14 protein-coding genes are annotated in these 17004 nt (G+C 71.7%); 8 read left to right on the plus strand and 6 right to left on the minus strand.

Annotation, left to right across the window (positions count from 1 at the left end; genetic code table 11):
• Positions 1-17: 17 nt before the first annotated feature.
• Positions 18-1001, minus strand: coding sequence for an aldo/keto reductase (locus tag OG897_RS12450; RefSeq protein WP_266655712.1), 984 nt, complete (start codon positions 999-1001; stop codon positions 18-20).
• Positions 1002-1178: 177 nt separating this feature from the next.
• On the opposite strand from OG897_RS12450, the gene OG897_RS12455 reads away from it, so the two are divergent.
• Together OG897_RS12455 and OG897_RS12460 are read left to right on the plus strand one after the other, a co-directional pair.
• Positions 1179-2228 (plus strand): LLM class F420-dependent oxidoreductase, encoded by a 1050-nt coding sequence (locus tag OG897_RS12455; protein WP_266655714.1) that lies wholly within the window; start codon positions 1179-1181, stop codon positions 2226-2228.
• A gap of 253 nt (positions 2229-2481) precedes the next feature.
• Complete coding sequence (locus OG897_RS12460; RefSeq protein ID WP_266655716.1) at positions 2482-3252, plus strand: ferritin-like domain-containing protein; 771 nt, start codon at positions 2482-2484, stop codon at positions 3250-3252.
• Between the two features lie 48 nt (positions 3253-3300).
• Here the strand turns inward: OG897_RS12460 and corA are convergent, their stop codons facing one another.
• The gene (gene corA / locus OG897_RS12465; protein WP_266655718.1) at positions 3301-4296 is read right to left on the minus strand and encodes a magnesium/cobalt transporter CorA; all 996 of its coding nucleotides are present in this window, start codon (positions 4294-4296) and stop codon (positions 3301-3303) included.
• A 59-nt stretch (positions 4297-4355) separates the two neighbouring features.
• Between corA and OG897_RS12470 the strand changes: the two genes are divergently transcribed.
• The 5 genes from OG897_RS12470 (at position 4356) to OG897_RS12490 (ending at position 11238) form a co-directional block, all read left to right on the plus strand.
• Positions 4356-5060, plus strand: a complete 705-nt coding sequence (locus tag OG897_RS12470) for a histidine phosphatase family protein (RefSeq protein ID WP_266655720.1) — start codon at positions 4356-4358, stop codon at positions 5058-5060.
• A 137-nt stretch (positions 5061-5197) separates the two neighbouring features.
• Positions 5198-5788: a DUF3090 domain-containing protein gene (locus tag OG897_RS12475; RefSeq protein ID WP_266655722.1), complete on the plus strand. Its 591-nt coding sequence runs from the start codon at positions 5198-5200 to the stop codon at positions 5786-5788.
• Complete coding sequence (locus OG897_RS12480) at positions 5752-6579, plus strand: SCO1664 family protein (protein WP_266655724.1); 828 nt, start codon at positions 5752-5754, stop codon at positions 6577-6579. The genes OG897_RS12475 and OG897_RS12480 overlap by 37 nt, the downstream gene beginning before the upstream one ends.
• Before the next feature lie 99 nt (positions 6580-6678).
• Positions 6679-7908, plus strand: coding sequence for a cysteine--1-D-myo-inosityl 2-amino-2-deoxy-alpha-D-glucopyranoside ligase (mshC, locus tag OG897_RS12485; protein ID WP_266655725.1), 1230 nt, complete (start codon positions 6679-6681; stop codon positions 7906-7908).
• 237 nt (positions 7909-8145) lie between these two features.
• Positions 8146-11238: an NPCBM/NEW2 domain-containing protein gene (locus tag OG897_RS12490; protein WP_266655727.1), complete on the plus strand. Its 3093-nt coding sequence runs from the start codon at positions 8146-8148 to the stop codon at positions 11236-11238.
• A 118-nt stretch (positions 11239-11356) separates the two neighbouring features.
• Here OG897_RS12490 and OG897_RS12495 read toward each other — a convergent pair whose 3' ends face one another.
• The gene (locus OG897_RS12495) at positions 11357-11902 is read right to left on the minus strand and encodes a hypothetical protein (protein ID WP_266655729.1); all 546 of its coding nucleotides are present in this window, start codon (positions 11900-11902) and stop codon (positions 11357-11359) included.
• Positions 11903-11950: 48 nt separating this feature from the next.
• Complete coding sequence (locus tag OG897_RS12500) at positions 11951-13735, minus strand: S8 family peptidase (protein WP_266655731.1); 1785 nt, start codon at positions 13733-13735, stop codon at positions 11951-11953.
• Positions 13736-13896: 161 nt separating this feature from the next.
• Here OG897_RS12500 and OG897_RS12505 point away from each other — a divergent pair, with 161 nt between their 5' ends.
• Complete coding sequence (locus OG897_RS12505; protein WP_266655733.1) at positions 13897-14862, plus strand: superoxide dismutase; 966 nt, start codon at positions 13897-13899, stop codon at positions 14860-14862.
• Positions 14863-15004: 142 nt separating this feature from the next.
• Here the strand turns inward: OG897_RS12505 and OG897_RS12510 are convergent, their stop codons facing one another.
• Both OG897_RS12510 and OG897_RS12515 read right to left on the minus strand, forming a co-directional pair.
• Positions 15005-16075, minus strand: a complete 1071-nt coding sequence (locus OG897_RS12510; protein ID WP_266655734.1) for a PAC2 family protein — start codon at positions 16073-16075, stop codon at positions 15005-15007.
• A 170-nt stretch (positions 16076-16245) separates the two neighbouring features.
• A complete protein-coding gene (locus OG897_RS12515; protein WP_266655735.1) occupies positions 16246-16917 on the minus strand; it encodes a FadR/GntR family transcriptional regulator in 672 nt (223 codons plus the stop codon).
• Between the last annotated feature and the right edge of the window lie 87 nt (positions 16918-17004).

Raw genomic sequence — 17004 nt, forward strand, 5'->3', positions numbered from 1 at the left:
CCCCCGGGGATGCGCGGTCACAGCGTGCTCCAGTCCTGGTCGGGATAGCGGTGCAGAGGCGCGGACACGTCGTCCAGCGCTCGGCAGATCTCGTCAGGAAGACTAAGCGCCTCCACTGACAATGCCGCCGCGAGCTGCTGCGCGTTGCGCGGTCCGATGATCGGGGCGGCCACTCCGGGGCGGTCCCTGACCCAGGCCAGGGCCACCTGGAGCGAGGTCGTGGCGAGGCCGTCGGCGGCGATGGCCACGGCGTCGACGATGCGGTCCGCCGGGTCGTCCAGGTACGGGGCGACGAAGGGCGAGAGGTGGTCGGAGGCGCCGCGCGAGCCGGGCGGCAGGCCGTGCCGGTACTTGCCGGTCAGGACGCCCCGGCCCAGGGGTGACGAGGGCAGCAGCCCGATGCCCAGGTCCAGCGCCGCCGGAAGCACCTCGCGTTCCACGCCCCGCTGGAGCAGGGAGTATTCCATCTGGGTGCTCGCCAGCCGGGTCCGTACCCCCGGAGCCGCCAACTGCCAGGTGGCCGCCTTGGCGAGCTGCCAGCCGCAGAAGTTGGAGACCCCCGCGTAGCGGGCGCGGCCGCTGGAGACCGCGAGGTCCAGGGCCTGGAGGGTCTCGTCGAGCGGGGTGTGGGGGTCGAAGGCGTGGACCTGCCAGACGTCCACGTAGTCCGTGCCCAGCCGCTCCAGGGAGGCGTCCAGGGCGGCCAGCAGGTGGCCGCGCGAGCAGTCGAAGCGGCGGTCCGGGTCGGGCACGCTGCCCGCCTTGGTCGCGATCACCAGGTCCCGGCGCGGAATGAGCCGCTCCACGAGCTGCCCGAGTACGTACTCGGCGTCGCCGTCCCCGTACACGTCCGCGGTGTCGACGAGCGTGCCGCCCGCCTCCCAGAAGACCTTCAACAGATCGGCGGCGTCGTGCTCGTCGGTGTCCCGGCCCCAGGTGAGGGTGCCGAGCCCGATTCTCGATACGCGCAGGCCCGTGCGGCCGAGGTGCCTCTGCTCCATGGCCGCGAGATTACTGGTCCGGATGCCCGCTCGAAGGAGGGCTGTGGACAACCCGCCGCTGACACGCCGCCGGAGCCTGTGGACAACCCACCGCTGACGGATCGCGTCCCGGCGCGCTAGAGTCCGCCGCACCAGGACGTTACCGACGAGTAAGACTTTTGGGTAAGGGAGCGACGCATGCGGCTCGGGATCAACCTCGGCTACTGGGGAGCGGGCATGGACGGCGACAACCTCGCCGTCGCCAAGGAGGCCGACCGGCTGGGCTACGCGGTCTGCTGGGCCGCCGAGGCGTACGGCTCGGACGCCCCCACCGTGCTCTCCTGGGTCGCCGCCCAGACCGAGCGCATCGACATCGGCTCCGCGATCATGCAGATCCCGGCCCGCCAGCCCGCCATGACGGCGATGACCGCCGCCACCCTCGACTCGCTCTCCGGCGGCCGCTTCCGGCTGGGCCTCGGCGTGTCGGGACCGCAGGTCTCCGAGGGCTGGTACGGCGTCAAGTTCGACAAGCCGCTCGCCCGCACCCGCGAGTACGTCGAGATCGTCCGCAAGGCCATGTCCCGCGAGCGCCTGTCGTACGAAGGACAGCACTGGACCCTCCCGCTGCCGGACGGCCCCGGCAAGCCCCTCAAGCTCACCGTGCACCCCGAGCGCGAGACCATCCCGCTCTACATCGCCGCCATCGGCCCCAAGAACCTGGAGCAGACCGGCGAGATCGCCGACGGCGCGCTGCTGATCTTCCCCTCCGCCGAGCACCTGGAGGAGACCGCCGTCGCCCCGCTGCGCGCGGGCCGCGAGAAGGCCGGGAAGACCATGGAGGGCTTCGACGTCTGCCCGACCCTGCCGCTCGCCGTCGGCGACGACGTGAACGCCCTGGCCGACATGTTCCGCCCGTACACCGCCCTGTACGTCGGCGGCATGGGCAGCCGCAAGCAGAACTTCTACAACAGCCTCGCCCAGCGCATGGGTTACGAGAAGGAAGCCGCCGAGATCCAGGACAAGTACCTGGGCGGCGACAAGAACGGCGCTGCCGCCGCCGTGCCGCACCGGCTCATCGACCAGACGACGCTGCTCGGCCCGGTCGAGCGGATCGCCGAGCGGATGCAGGCGTACGCCGCCGCCGGAGTCACCACGCTGACGCTGGCCCCCGCAGGGTTCACGCTCGACGAGCGGATCACCGCACTGCGGGCGGGCACCGAGGCCCTGGAACGCGCCGGACTGGCCTAGCCAGTAAGGGAGTTGAAGTCCGCGGCCGTGGTGGGGGCTCGGGGGTCTTCCCCGCCACGGCCGTCACGGAGCACAACGCGCCAGCGGCCGGTCGGTTACGCCCCGCGAAGGGATTGCACGCTCCCTCATGCGGGCGACTTGTCCGTCATACCTGTTGCCTCCTGGTCCGCACCGCACTTCACTCGTCTCAGCGAGTGCGATGGAGTGCGGTGCGGACAGGCGCGCGCGTGACACGCGCATGGAGGTGGCAGTGATGCTCTCTGCTCGGTCTCTCTTCCAGGAGATCATCGACAACGACGACACGTTCCAGCTGTTCTGCTCGGTGGCGGCCAGCGGAGAGTCCCAGGGCGGCTGGGAGAACGGCCGGATCGCCGCCCTCGTCCCCGACACCATGCGCGACCTCGCCCCCAAGATCACCCGGCACGGCGCCGACGAGGACAAGCACGGACGCCTCTTCCGCGCGCTGCTGAGCAAGCGCAACCTCGAAGAGATCGACGTGCCCCTCGCCCTCGACTACACGCTCCTCCTGGAGCACGCGGGCATCGGCCTCGCGCACAGCAGGCTGCGCGCGGACACGACCCTCACCGAGGAGGACATCGTCGTCTACCTCTCGCACAGCCGCGTCACCGAACAGCGGGCCGCCGACCAGATGGACATGCTCGTCACCTACTTCGGCGACCACCCCGAGGCGGGCAAGCCGATCAGGATGATCTGCCACGACGAGGAGAACCACCTCGCCTACTGCCACGAGGAGTTGCTGCGCCTCGCCGCCCTCGGCCACGGCCGCACCATCCAGCGCGTCCTGCGCGCGTGCGTACGCGTGGAGATCGGCGTCTACCGCGACGTCAGCCTCGCCGTCATGGGCCGCATGGGCGCCCTCCTCGGCTGGCCCCGCCCCAAGTCGCTGCTGCTCGCCGCGGGCATCCACGCCCTGTACCTGTACGAACGCCTCGTCGGCTGGCGCAAGATGGTCACCCTGACGATGCCCGAGCGCAGGGGAGCGATGGACGGCCCGGGGGTGTGAGAGGGCCTCTCACGGGTGTGAGGGGGCCTCTCCGGGTGCGAGGGGGTCTCACAGCCAGCCGCGCCGTTTGAACAGCCGGTACAGGCCCACTTCCGCGAGCACCATCACGACCAGCACGGCGTAGTACCCCCACTCCCACTTCAGCTCCGGCATGTTGTCGAAGTTCATGCCGTAGACGCCCGCGACCATCGTCGGAACGGCCGCCATCGCCGCCCACGCCGAGATCTTCCGCATGTCGTCGTTCTGCCGTACGCCCATCTGGGCAAGGTGCGCCGACAGGATGTCCGACAGCAGCCGGTCCAGGCCGTCCACCTGCTCGTTCACCCGGGTCAGGTGGTCGCTGACGTCCCGGAAGAAGGGCTGCGCCTCGTCGTGCACGAACGGCAGCCCCGGGCTCGAAAGACGCAGCATCGGCTGCGTCAGCGGCCCGCTCGCCCGCCGGAACTCCAGCACCTGCCGCTTGAAGGTGTAGATGCGTCCCGCGGTGCCCTTCGAACTGCTGCCGCCCTGCGGGGAGAAGACCTCCGCCTCCAGCTCCTCCAGGTCGGTCTGGAGCTCCGCCGCGACCTCCAGGTAGTGGTCCACGACGACGTCACTGATCGCGTACAGCACCGACGTCGGCCCGTGCGCCAGCAGATGCGGACTGGACTCCATGCGCTTGCGCACCGCCGCCAGCGGGGTGCTCGCGCCGTGCCGCACGGTCACCACGAAGGAGTCGCCGACGAAGACCATCAGCTCGTCCGTGCTGACGGTGTCGCTCTCCGGCTCGTACACGACCGGCTTCAGTACGGCGAACAGGGAGTCCTCGTACACCTCCAGCTTCGGCCGCTGATGCGCCGAAAGGGAGTCCTCCACGGCCAGCGGATGCAGCCCGAACTCGGAGGTGACCAGGCCGAACTCCTTCTCCGTGGGCTCGTGCAGCCCGATCCACAGGAACGCGTCCCCGGTGGCCCGCGCCTCGGCGAGCGCGTCGGAGAGGTCGGAGGGGCCCTCGGTGCGGTGGCCCTCGCGGTAGATGGCGCAGTCGACGATCACGGCGTGCATTCTCCCGGTGTACGGAGCCCGGCGCACCTGTGGGCGCCCGTCGGCCTAGGCTGATGCGCATGGCCACGCTGATCCTCGTACGGCACGGACGTTCCACCGCCAACACCGCCGGGCTGCTCGCCGGGCGCACTCCCGGGGTCGCCCTCGACGAGCGCGGCGCCGAGCAGGCCGCCGCGCTGCCCGGGCGCCTCGCCGCACTGCCCCTCGCCGCCGCCGTCACCAGTCCCCTCCAGCGCTGCAACGAGACGCTGCGCCCTCTCCTGGAGGCCCGCCCCGAGCTCCCCCTGCACACCGAGGAACGCATCAACGAGTGCGACTACGGCGACTGGTCGGGGCGCAAGCTCGGCGAACTCAACGACCATCCCCTGATGGAGGTCGTGCAACGGCACGCCTCCTCCGCCGCCTTCCCCGGAGGCGAGTCGATGCGCACCATGCAGGCGCGCGCCGTCGACGCCGTACGCGACTGGAACGAGCGCATCGACGCCGAGCACGGCCCCGACGCCCTCTACGTGATGTGCTCGCACGGCGACATCATCAAGTCCCTCGTCGCGGACGCGCTCGGCATGCATCTCGACCTCTTCCAGCGCATTCACGTCGATCCGTGTTCCCTGACGGTGATCCGTTACACCAGGCTGCGGCCCTTCGTCGTACGACTCGGCGACACCGGCGACCTCTCCGGCCTGGCTCCCGTACCCGGCGACGCGAGCACCAGCACAGGCGACAGCGGCGACGCAGCGGTGGGAGGCGGAGCGGGAGCAGCGTGATCGCCGCGCACAGTAGGGTGGTCGCGCCGTAAACCCTTTACGTCAACCCTTGTCCGTCAACCGCTTGCGTCAGCCGTTCGCGTCAGCCTTCGCGGCGCCTGACATCCCCAGCCCCCCGAGCCCATGGAGATCAGGACGTGTCCCGTCAGGTGTTCCTCTACGACCCGCCGGAGCGTTTCGTGGCCGGTACGGTCGGGCTGCCTGGCCGCCGTACCTTCTTCCTCCAGGCATCGGCGGCCGGTCGCGTCACCAGCGTCTCCCTGGAGAAGACTCAGGTGGAGGCCCTGGCCGAACGCATCGACGAACTCCTCGACGAGGTCGTGCGCCGCACCGGCGGCAACGCCCCCGTCCCGGCGGTCGCCCCCGCCGACGTGCACGACACCGCACCCCTGGACGCCCCCGTCGAGGAGGAGTTCCGGGTCGGCACCATGGCGCTCGCCTGGGACGGCGAGGACCAGCGGATGATCGTCGAGGCGCAGGCCCTCGTCGAGCTGGACGTCGACACCGACGAGGACCTCGCCGAGGCCGAGGAGCGCATGCTCCAGGACGAGGAGAACGGCCCGCCCATGCTGCGCGTGCGCCTCAGCGGCGCACAGGCCCGAGCCTTCGCCAAGCGCGCCCTGGACGTCGTCAACGCGGGCCGCCCGCCGTGCCCGCTGTGCAGCCTGCCGCTCGACCCGGAGGGACACGTATGCCCGCGCCAGAACGGATACCGGCGGGGCCTGTGACGGACCTGACGACCCTCCTCGCCAAGGGGGAGCTCAAGGTACTCGGCCAGGTCCGGGAGGCATCCAACGCGGTCCTGTACTGCGAGATCACCTACGAGGGCGAGACCGCTGCCTGCGTCTACAAGCCGGTCGCGGGCGAGCAGCCCCTGTGGGACTTCCCCGACGGCAACCTCGCCCGCCGCGAGGTCGCCTCGTACGAGATCTCCGAAGCGACCGGCTGGAGCCTGATCCCGCCGACCGTCCTGCGCGACGGACCGTACGGCGAGGGCATGTGCCAGCTCTGGATCGAGGGCGACGCCGAGGCCGGTGGTGCCCTCCTGGCCCTGGTGGAGGACGAGGAACCGGCCGACGGCTGGAAACCGGTGGTCCTCGCCGAGGTGGCGGAGGGCCGCACCGCCCTCCTCGTCCACGCCGACGACGCCCGTCTGCGCCGCCTCTCCGTACTCGACGCGGTCATCAACAACGGCGACCGCAAGGGCGGCCACCTGCTGCCCTCGGGCGACGGCCGCCTCTACGGCATCGACCACGGGGTCTCCTTCCACGTCGAGGACAAGCTCCGCACCCTCCTGTGGGGCTGGGCGGGCGAGCCCCTGACGGCCGAGGCCACCGAGGTGCTGGACACCCTGGCCGCCGGGCTCGCCGACGGCACCCCCCTCGCCACCCGACTGGCCGAACTGATCACGGCGGCGGAGCTGGCCGCCCTGCGCGAGCGGGTGGCGTCCCTGCGCGCGTCCGGCGTCCACCCCTCCCCGAGCGGACAGTGGCCCGCGATCCCGTGGCCCCCCGTGTGAGCGCCTGCCTCATGGGCACAGGACTGCGCAAGACGGCGTAATCGGTCAAGATCCCGGTCCGGTTCGTAACCGGAACATGCGTCCGGTTACGCTCGTGGCATGCATGCCTGGCCCGCTTCTGAGGTCCCCGCCCTGCCCGGCAAGGGCCGCGACCTCCAGATCCACGACACCGCGACCAACGGGTTGATCACCCTCGACCCCGGTCCCGTCGCCCGTATCTACGTGTGCGGCATCACGCCGTACGACGCGACCCACATGGGTCACGCGGCGACCTACAACGCGTTCGACCTCGTGCAACGCGTGTGGCTCGACACCAAGAGGCAGGTCCACTACGTCCAGAACGTGACGGACGTCGACGACCCGCTCCTGGAGCGCGCGATCCGCGACGGCATCGACTGGACCGGTCTCGCCGAGCGTGAGACCGCCCTGTTCCGCGAGGACATGACCGCCCTGCGCATGCTGCCCCCGCAGCAGTACGTGGGTGCGGTCGAGGCCATCCCGGGCATCGTGCCCCTGGTGGAACGCCTCCGCGACGCGGGCGCCGCCTACGACCTCGAAGGCGACATCTACTTCTCCGTCGCCGCCGACCCGCACTTCGGCGGGGTCTCCGGGCTCGACGCGGAGGCGATGCGCCTGCTCTCCGCCGAACGCGGCGGCGACCCGGACCGCCCCGGCAAGAAGAACCCTCTCGACCCGATGCTGTGGATGGCCGCCCGCGAGGGCGAGCCGAGCTGGGACGGGGCCTCGCTGGGCCCCGGCCGGCCCGGCTGGCACATCGAGTGCGTGGCCATCGCCCTGGAACACCTGGGCATGGGCTTCGACGTGCAGGGCGGCGGCTCCGACCTCGCCTTCCCGCACCACGAGATGGGCGCATCGCACGCCCAGGCCCTGACCGGCGAGCACCCCTTCGCGAAGGCGTACGTGCACGCGGGCATGGTCGCTCTCGACGGCCAGAAGATGTCCAAGTCGCGCGGCAACCTGGTCTTCGTCTCCACCCTCCGCCGCGATGGCGTCGACCCCGCCGCGATCCGCCTCGCCCTCCTCTCCCACCACTACCGCGCCGACTGGGAGTGGACCGACCAGGTCCTCGCGGACGCGGTGGCCCGACTGGGCCGCTGGCGCGCGGCGGTCTCCCGCCCGGACGGTCCGTCGGCGGACGCGCTCGTGGAGTCGATGCGGGAGGCTCTCGCGAACGACCTGGACGCCCCGGCCGCCCTCGCGGCGGTGGACCGCTGGGCGGAGCTCCAGACCTCGTCCGGCGGCACGGAGGAAGGCGCTCCCGGCGTCGTCTCGCGTGCGGTGGACGCGCTGCTGGGCGTGGCCCTGTAGCGGACAGCGGTACGGGTGCGGGCCGGGTCCTCTTCGGGGGCCCGGCCCGCACCGCGTTGGGCGGGCGAGGGGGCCGGACGGGCCCGGAGCCCGAGGGGGAAGCTCTGCCCCGCCCTGAGGCCCACGACCGGAAGCCCACGCCCCGGAGCCCACGCCCGGAAGCCCCCGCCCGGAAGTCCACGAGTCGGATGCGCGAGTCCATGGGCAGGCCGCCCCCTCGCCCGCTACACACGCGGAATGAGATCCTCAACTCGCCTCAGAGCAGCGGCCGTCACGGCCCTGCTGGGCCTGACGGTCGGCCTCGCCGGACCGGGCGCCGCCGCCCAGGCAGACCCTCCGCCCCCCGCCACCACCGTCGGCGACCTCACCGGCTTCGAGCCCAGCACCACGAGCGCAGCCTCGTACGACCTCCACGCGGGAAGCACCGAGGCCCGCGTCAGCTTCGTCTCCGAGGAGACCTTCCGCATCGAACTCGCCCCCGACGGGAAGTTCACCGACCCGACCGGCAAGGACATCGTCCTGCCCCAGGGCAAGGCGCCGAGAACCCGCTGGCGCGACAGGGGCGACCGCTACGAGCTGAGCACCGACAAGCTCACCCTCCGCGCCTACAAGGCCCCCCTCCGCTTCGCCCTCCACCGCGCCGACGGCACCCGGCTCTGGTCCGAGTCCCGGGGCATCACCTGGAGCAAGGACGAGACCGGCAAGGACACCACCACCCAGACCCTCGCCCCCCGCTCCGACGAGCAGTTCTACGGCGCGGGCATGCAGAACGGCCGGGGCAACACCTCCCACCGGGGCAAGACCGTCGAAGTGGGCGTCGACTACAACTGGAACGACGGCGGCCACCCCAACTCCGTCCCCTTCTACCTCTCCACGGCCGGTTACGGCGTCTACCGCAACACGTACGCCCCCAACACCTACGACTTCGGCACGTCCGGGCCCGCCGTCACCACCGCCGCCAAGGAGAACCGTTTCGACGCGTACTACTTCGCGGGCGACGGCAAGGACGCGGCCAAGGACGTCATCGGCCAGTACACGAAGCTCACCGGCAAGCCCTTCCTCCCGCCGGTCTACGGCATGGAGATCGGCGACGCCGACTGCTACCTCCACAACGCCAACCGCGGCGAGCGCCGCACCCTGGACTCCCTCAAGGTCGCCGACGGCTACGTCGCCAACGACATGCCCAACGGCTGGATGCTCGTCAACGACGGCTACGGCTGCGGCTACGAGGACCTCGCCGAGACCGCCAAGGGCCTTCAGGACCGCAAGATGCAGCTCGGCCTGTGGACCGAGGACGGCATCGGCAAACTCGCCGAGCAGGTCAAGGCGGGCCAGCGCGTCGCCAAGCTGGACGTCGCCTGGGTCGGCGAGGGCTACAAGTTCGCCCTCGACGGCTGCAAGGACGCCTACCGGGGCATCGAGGACAACAGCGACGCCCGAGGCTTCACCTGGGCCCCGGAGAGCTGGGCGGGCGCCCAGCGCTGCGGTGTGCAGTGGTCCGGCGACCAGTCGGGCAGCTGGGAGTACATCCGCTGGCAGATACCCACCTACGCGGGCTCCACGATGTCCGGCCTCGCGTACACCACGGGTGACGTCGACGGGATCTTCGGCGGCAGCGCCAAGACGTACACCCGCGACCTCCAGTGGAAGATGTTCCTCGGCACGACCATGACCATGGACGGCTGGGCCGCCAACGACAAGCAGCCCTTCCGCTACGGGGAGCCGTACACCGCCATCAACCGCGACTACCTGAAGCTCAAGGAGTCGCTGCTGCCCTACCAGTACTCCTACGCGCACGAGGCCACCCAAACCGGTGTCGGCATGGTGCGTCCGCTGGCCCTCGAATACCCGGACGACCCCAAGGCGGGCACCGACGCCGCGAAGTACGAGTTCCTGTCCGGCGAGGACTTCCTCGTCGCACCCGTCTACCAGGACAGCGCCAAGCGCGACGGGATCTACCTCCCCCGGGGCACCTGGATCGACTACTGGACCGGCCGCACCCACGAGGGCCCGACCACCGTCGACAACTACAGCGCACCCCTCGACACCCTCCCCCTGTTCGTGAAGGCGGGCGCGACCGTGCCCCTGTGGCCGGGCATCCGCTCCTACGCCGACCGCACCGCCGAATCCCCGCTCGCCTGGGACGTCTACCCGCAGGGGAAGTCGTCCTTCACCCTCTACGAGGACGACGGCGTCACCCGCCGGCACCGGGCGGGCGAGTACGCCACCCAGCAGGCCGACGTCGACGCACCCCGCAGGGGCGAGGGCGACGTGAGCATCCGCATCGGTACCAGCAAGGGCGACTTCCGGGGCAAGCAGGCCCAGCGCCCGTACAGCTTCACCGTGCACACCAACTCCGTCCCCGACGAGGTCGAACTCTCAGGACGCGAACTGCCTCGGCTGAAGAGCAAGCAGGCGTTCGAAACGGCCCTCCAGGGCTGGTGGTACGACCACGACACCCAAGGGGGTGTCGTCAAGGTGAAGACCGCACCGCTGCGCACCGACCGCTCCTTCACCCTGGAGCTGGAGGACACCAGCGCGGTCGGCGGCAAGGACGCACGGGCCACCGCCGTGGTGACCGCAGCACCGGGCCAGGAGCTCGGTGCGGGCGTCACCGGCACGGTCGCCGTCGACGTCACCGCGGGCAAGCGCGACGCCACCGCCGTCACCGTCGGACTGAACGCCCCCGCCGGATGGCAGGTCACCCCCGCGGCCACCGTGCCGCGCATCCCCGCGGGCACCACCAAGAGGGTCGAGGTCGCCGTCACCCCCGCCGCTGACGCCAAGGCGGGCGACACCACCCTCACCGCGGCGGCGCACTACACAGCGGCAGGGGAGCAGCGCACCGCCGTACAGCGCTTCGGCGTCTCCGTGATGCCACCGCCGCCGACCGCCGACACCTGGGCGAGCGAGCTGGTGTGGCTGACGTCGTCCAACGGCTACGGCCCGGCCGAACGCGACCGCAGCAACGGCGAGTCCGGTGCCACGGACGGAAGGATGCTCACCCTCGCCGGGAAGACGTACGACAAGGGCATCGGCACCCACGCCGACTCCGGCATCGAGGTCTACACGGGCGGCCGGTGCACCGCGTTCACCGCCGACGTCGGCATCGACGACGAGATCAACGGCTACGGCGAGGTCGCCTTCTCCGTGGAGGCCGACGGCAAGGTGCTGTGGACCTCGCCCAAGGTGACGGGGGCGTCCGCCACCGTCCCGGTGGACGTGAAGCTGGACGGGGCGCGGCACGTGCGCCTGAAGGTCACCGACACCAACAACGCCAAGTCGGGCGACCACGGCGACTGGGCGGCGGCCCGCTTCACCTGCGCCTGACCTGCCCGCCGACCTGGGGCGGCACCGGGCGGGGGAGTTTCCGCCGCCCGGTGCCGCCGGTCTGCCGACCCTGCCTGCCACCTGGCCAGGGGGCCGTGCGGGTCGCTCGCTCACACGCTCACTTGGTGACGACGATCGCCTTCAGCAGGGTTGGGCTCTGGTCGTCGTAGAAGCCGATCACCCGGTGCCCGAACCCGAACGCGCGCTGCACCGCGTCGTGCACGATCTGGCTCGGGTTGACCAGCTGCCGCCAGGCACCGTCGACCAGCAGGTACAGGATCGGCGGCTGGCCCGGGAGGGGCTGCACGACGTCCCAGTACTGCGTGGCGGTGTTGCTCTTGATGGCCTGGGACTCCAGGCCCTGCGGCTGCTGGCCGTAGCCCTGCTGGGCCTGCCCGTACTGCTGCTGGCTCTGCTGGCCCTGGCCGAGCTGCTGGAGCAGCTGCTGGTACGGCTGCTGCTGGCCGAGCTGCTGGAGCTGCTGGCCGAGGCCGCCGCCGGGCCCGTACTGCTGCCCCTGGCCCTGCTGCTGGCCGAACTGCTGCGGGGGCGGCGGCGCGGTGCTGTCGGAACCCTGCTGGCCCTGCTGCTGCCCCTGCCCGTACTGCTGCTGGCCGAAGCCCTGCCCGTACATCTGGCCCTGCGTCTGCGGGGTGGTGCTCATGCCGTGCCACCTTCCGTTCGTTGCGTCGTTGCTCTGTCTGGCCCGTGCTCAGCCGGTGACGACGAGGCCGACGATCTCCTCGTCCGAGAACCACACGCGTACGTCCGGCCGGCCCCCCGCGAAGGCGGCGTGCACCGCCTGGCGGATGTCGGGAGCCGGGTCGTTCAGGTTGCGCCACGCACCCGCCACGAACAGCCGCAGCCGCGGCGGGAGTTCCCTGGGGTACGGGAGCAGCTCGTCCCAGTACCGTTCGGCCTGACCCGTGCCCACCGACGACGGCAGCAGCCGCATCGCCGCCGCCCGGATGTCGGGCCGGTTGCCGATCCGCTGCGAGGACGGCCTGCCCGGCGCGTCCTGCTGCGGGGAGCCCGAGGCGCGCAGCACCTCGCGGGCCCGCTGCGGATCCATCGGCGGGAGGTTCGCCGCCTTGAGGATGCCCTGGAGGCAGGCGAGCGCACCCACCACCACCGGCGACGCCGACGACGTACCGGCGAAGGTGTCGGTGTACCAGGCGATCTCCTCCGCACCGCCCTGGAGGTCGCCGGGACGGTCCCAGGAGCCACCCGTGGTGGTGGTCTCCCGGCCCCAGCCCTGGGCGTCCACGCGGGCGCCGTAGTTGGAGAACGCGAGCCGCGAGCGGTCAGGGCCGTGATCGCGGCCGTGCGTCCCGGGCGGGGGAGCGCCCGCACCCACCAGAACGGCCCCCGAGGACCCGTGCGACGGGTTGAAGGGGTTGCGCCACCGCTCCGGGAACTCGTCCGGCCTGCGCTCGTACAGGGCGTCGTCCAGGCTCTCCGCGCCGTTGCCCGCGGGCTCCACCACGAGCACCCCGCGCGAGGTCGCCCAGCGGATCGCCGCCAGGTCGTCGGGCCACCACTCCAGCGCGATGTACCCGCGCTGGTCGTCGCGCTCGGCGAAGTCGAACCGGGGCCCAGGACGGTGCAGTTCGATCAGGACGACGTCACCGGGGGAGAGGCGGGCGGCGGCCAACCGGATGGTGGCCGCGGTGCCCAGCGGGCGGAAGGACGCCGCCGCCGTGAGCGCCTGCGGGGCGATGCCGGTGATGCCGCGCTCGCCCGGGTCGCCGCCGATGACGCCCAGGACGGCGGTGCCGTGGTTGCGCCAGGCCAGGTCCTGCACGGGGGTGCCGACCACGACACCGGACAGTTTGTCCGCCAGGTCCTCGTGCCCCAACTGCCAGGCGCCCTCGATGTCGATGACCGTGACGCCCTCGCCGGACCCGCCGGGACGCGCCCACGCCCACGGCGCGTCGACACCCTCGGGTGCGGGCCGCAGATAACCCTGACGCCCGGTGAAGTCGGGGGTGACGGGAGCACCTTCTTTGAGGCGCTTGCCCTCCTCACCGCTCTGGTGCTGCGCCTCGCCGCCCTGCCGGAACGGCGACGACTGCTGCTGGTACGGGAACGACTGCCGCGGATACGACGCCGGGACCGCGCCCGGCTTCACGTACGCCGTCTCCACGCCCGGCAGCGCCGCCAGGCGTGCCGTCAGCTCGCGGGCCCGGTCCTCGCCGCCCCGGACACGGTAGTAGAGCGACAGCTCCTGCTCCTCGTGGGAGGCGGAGCCCTCGTACCGCTCCTCGTGACCGAACAGGGGCTCCAGGGCGAGCTGTTCGTCGCTGAGGAACATGTTCAGGGCCGAGACGTCGGAGCCCGCCGCCGACCTGACGCCCTCGGCGCCCGCCCGCAGCCGGGCCTCGCCGCGTGCGACGACGATCAGCTCCTGCTCGGCGTTCTGGTAGGTGAATCCCGCGCCGCCGGGTCCCGGGCCCGTGGTGCCTGGGCCCTCGCCGGGGTGTACCTGATCGGTCATCGCTTCCACCGCTCCCCTCGGGTGCCGTGCGCTGCGTTGCCACTCTCAGGTGGCCCACCCTGCTACCGCCGTGCCGCTGCGTCCACACGAATCACGCCAACTGTGTTTGAACGAAAAGGGAAGGGGGCAGGTCGTCCGCTCATTCGTCGAGAGGACGTTCCATGAGCGACTCCTTTGCACGTCGAAGACTCCTCACCGCGGGCGCGGGCCTGGGCGGGGCAGCACTCCTGGCCGCCGTCGGCACCGCCGCCGCAGGTGCCGCGGAGCGGGGCGGGGCCGCCCGGTGGCCCACCCGCTTCTCCCTGCCCGACGGCTTCCGCCCCGAGGGCATCGCCATCGGCGACCGCCCGTACGCCTTCTTCGGCTCGCTGGGCGACGGCTCGGTGTACGCGGCCGACCTGGCCACCGGCCGGGGCCGCGTCGTCGTGACGGGCCTCGGCGGCTCCACGGTCGGGCTGAAGACCGACGACCGGGGACGGCTGTTCCTGGCGGGCGGGGTGTCCCGGCAGATCCGGGTGGCCGACCCGCGCACCGGCCGCCACCTCGCCGTGTACGACGTGCCCGGTGCCGTCATGGTCAACGACGTGGTGCTGCACCCCACCGCCGCCTGGTTCACCGACTCCTACCGGCCCGTCCTGTACGGCGTTCCGCTCGGCCGCCACGGCAGCCTGCCCGCCGTGCGCGACCTGCGCGAACTCCCGCTGTCCGGCGACTGGGTGCAGGGCGACGACTTCACCGCCAACGGCATCGAGCGCACCCCCGACGGCCGGGCCCTGATCGTGGCCGACACCGTCGCCGACGGCGGTGCGCTGATGCGGGTCGACCCGCGCACCGGAGTCGCCCGCCGTATCGACGTCGGCGCTGCCCGCTTCCCGCACGCCGACGGCCTGCTGCTGCGCGGGCACCTCCTGTACGTCGTCCAGCAGCGGCAGAACGCGATCGACGTGGTCCGCCTGGACTCCTCCGGCACCCGGGGCACCGCCGTCACCCGGATCACCGACCCGCGCTTCCGCATCCCCACCACGGCAGCCGCCTGGGGTGACCGGATCTACCTGCCGAACGCCCGCTTCGACGTGGAGCCGACCCCGGACACGGAGTACGACGCGGTGGCGGTCCGCGCGGTCTGACCACCGCTCGCACCGCTCGCGTCACAGCAAGCGCCGGGGCACGCGTCACGGCACGTGCAAGAGCATGCGCAGGGGCACGCGCCAGGGCACACGTAAGGGGCGGCATCCAGGATGCCGCCCCTTACGCACGTCCACCGTCGGATCACTCCCCGGAGCCTCCCGAGCCCCCGGAGTCCGACCCTGCCGACGAGCCGTCGCCGCCGTCGTCCCCGCCACCGCCGTCCGGCCCGTCCTCCGTGCCCGTACGGGGCTTCTTCGGCGGCCTGGTCCGGCCGCCGGAGGCGTCGCGGAGGTACGCCGCCCCGCCCGTCCCCGTATCGCCGCCTTCCGTGGCGTGACCGGGGCCGCTGCTGCCGCCGCCGGGACCCGCGCCCGGATCGCGCCGCCGCAGATACCGCTCGAACTCCCGGGCGATGGCCTCGCCGGACGCCTCCGGGAGGTCCGCGGTGTCCCGCGCCTCCTCCAGCGACTGCACGTACTCCGCGACCTCGCTGTCCTCGGCGGCCAGCTGGTCCACGCCCACCTGCCAGGCCCGCGAGTCCTCCGCCAGCTCGCCGAGCGGGATGCGCAGCCCGATGAGGTCTTCGAGACGGTTCAGCAGCGCCAGCGTCGCCTTCGGGTTCGGCGGCTGCGACACGTAGTGCGGCACCGCCGCCCACAGGCTCACCGCGGGCACCCCCGCATGCGTGCACGCCTCCTGGAGGATGCCGACGATGCCCGTGGGGCCCTCGTACCGCGTCTCCTCCAGGTCCATGGTCCGCGCCAGGTCCGGATCGGAGGTCACTCCACTGACCGGAACCGGACGGGTGTGCGGGGTGTCACCGAGCAGTGCACCCAGGATCACCACCATCTCCACACCGAGTTCGTGCGCGAAGCCCAGGATCTCGTTGCAGAACGAGCGCCACCGCATGGACGGCTCGATGCCCCGCACCAGCACCAGGTCGCGCGGCTTGTCGCCGCCGGTGCGCACCACGGAGAGCCGGGTCGTCGGCCAGGTGATCTTGCGTACGCCGTTCTCCAGAAAGACGGTCGGCCGGTTGACCTGGAAGTCGTAGTAGTCCTCGGCGTCGAGCGCCGCGAACACCTCGCCCTTCCACTCCCGGTCGAGATGGGAGACCGCCGCCGAGGCGGCGTCCCCCGCGTCGTTCCAGCCCTCGAACGCGGCCACCATGACCGGGTCGACCAGCTCGGGAACTCCGTCGAGCTCGATCACCCAGCGCCTCCTTCATCCGTCTTCATACGCCCCCTACGGCGTTTCCCCGGTCCGAATCCCCCCACCTTACGCATGCGGGAAGAGTGCCCTCCGGGCACTGAATCAATCGAAATCGGCCAGATTGGAGACGTCCGATCTTCCGTGCCGGATGCGGACGCCCCTCTCCGGCCCTACAGCGTCGACCGCAGCCACTGCTCCACGCTCGCGATGTGCACCGTCGCCCACGACCGCGCCGCCTCCGCGTCCCGCGCCCGCAGCGCCCCCAGGATCGCCCGGTGCTCCTGCAGGGTCCGGCTGATCGCGTCCTCCTGCGTCAGCCCCCGCCAGACCCGCGCCCGGGTGGTCGGCCCCGAAAGACCGTCGAGCAGCGAGCAGAGCACCGAGTTCCCCGACCCCCGCACGATGGTCCGGTGGAACTCCAGGTCGGCGGCGACCAGTTCCTCCACCGACGGCTCCTCGCCGAGCGCGCTGAGCTGCTCCTCCAGGGCGTCCAGCTCCTCGTCGCCGAGCAGCCCGCACGCCAGCGCCGTCGCGGCGGGCTCCAGGATCCTCCGTACGGCGAGGAACTCCAGCACCGCGCTGTCGCGGTGGAAGTCCACGACGAAGCTCACCGCCTCCAGCAGCAGCTGCGGATCGAGGCTGGTCACGTACGTGCCGTCGCCCTGCCGGACGTCCAGGATGCGGATCAGGGACAGCGCCCGTACCGCCTCGCGCAGAGAGTTGCGCGAGAGTCCCAGTTCGGCGGCGAGTTCGCTCTCCTTGGGCAGTCGGTCGCCGGGGCGCAGCGTCCCCGAGACGATCATGGCCTTGATGCGTTCGATGGCCTCGTCGGTGACGGCCATGACCCGACCTCCTCTTCCCCGCCCGGCCCACCGCCAGACATCCGACCTATGTTCGCACGGCGGGGGCGACCCCGAAGCCCATAAGGC

The organism is Streptomyces sp. NBC_00237 (assembly GCF_026342435.1).
Taxonomy (GTDB): Bacteria; Actinomycetota; Actinomycetes; order Streptomycetales; family Streptomycetaceae; genus Streptomyces.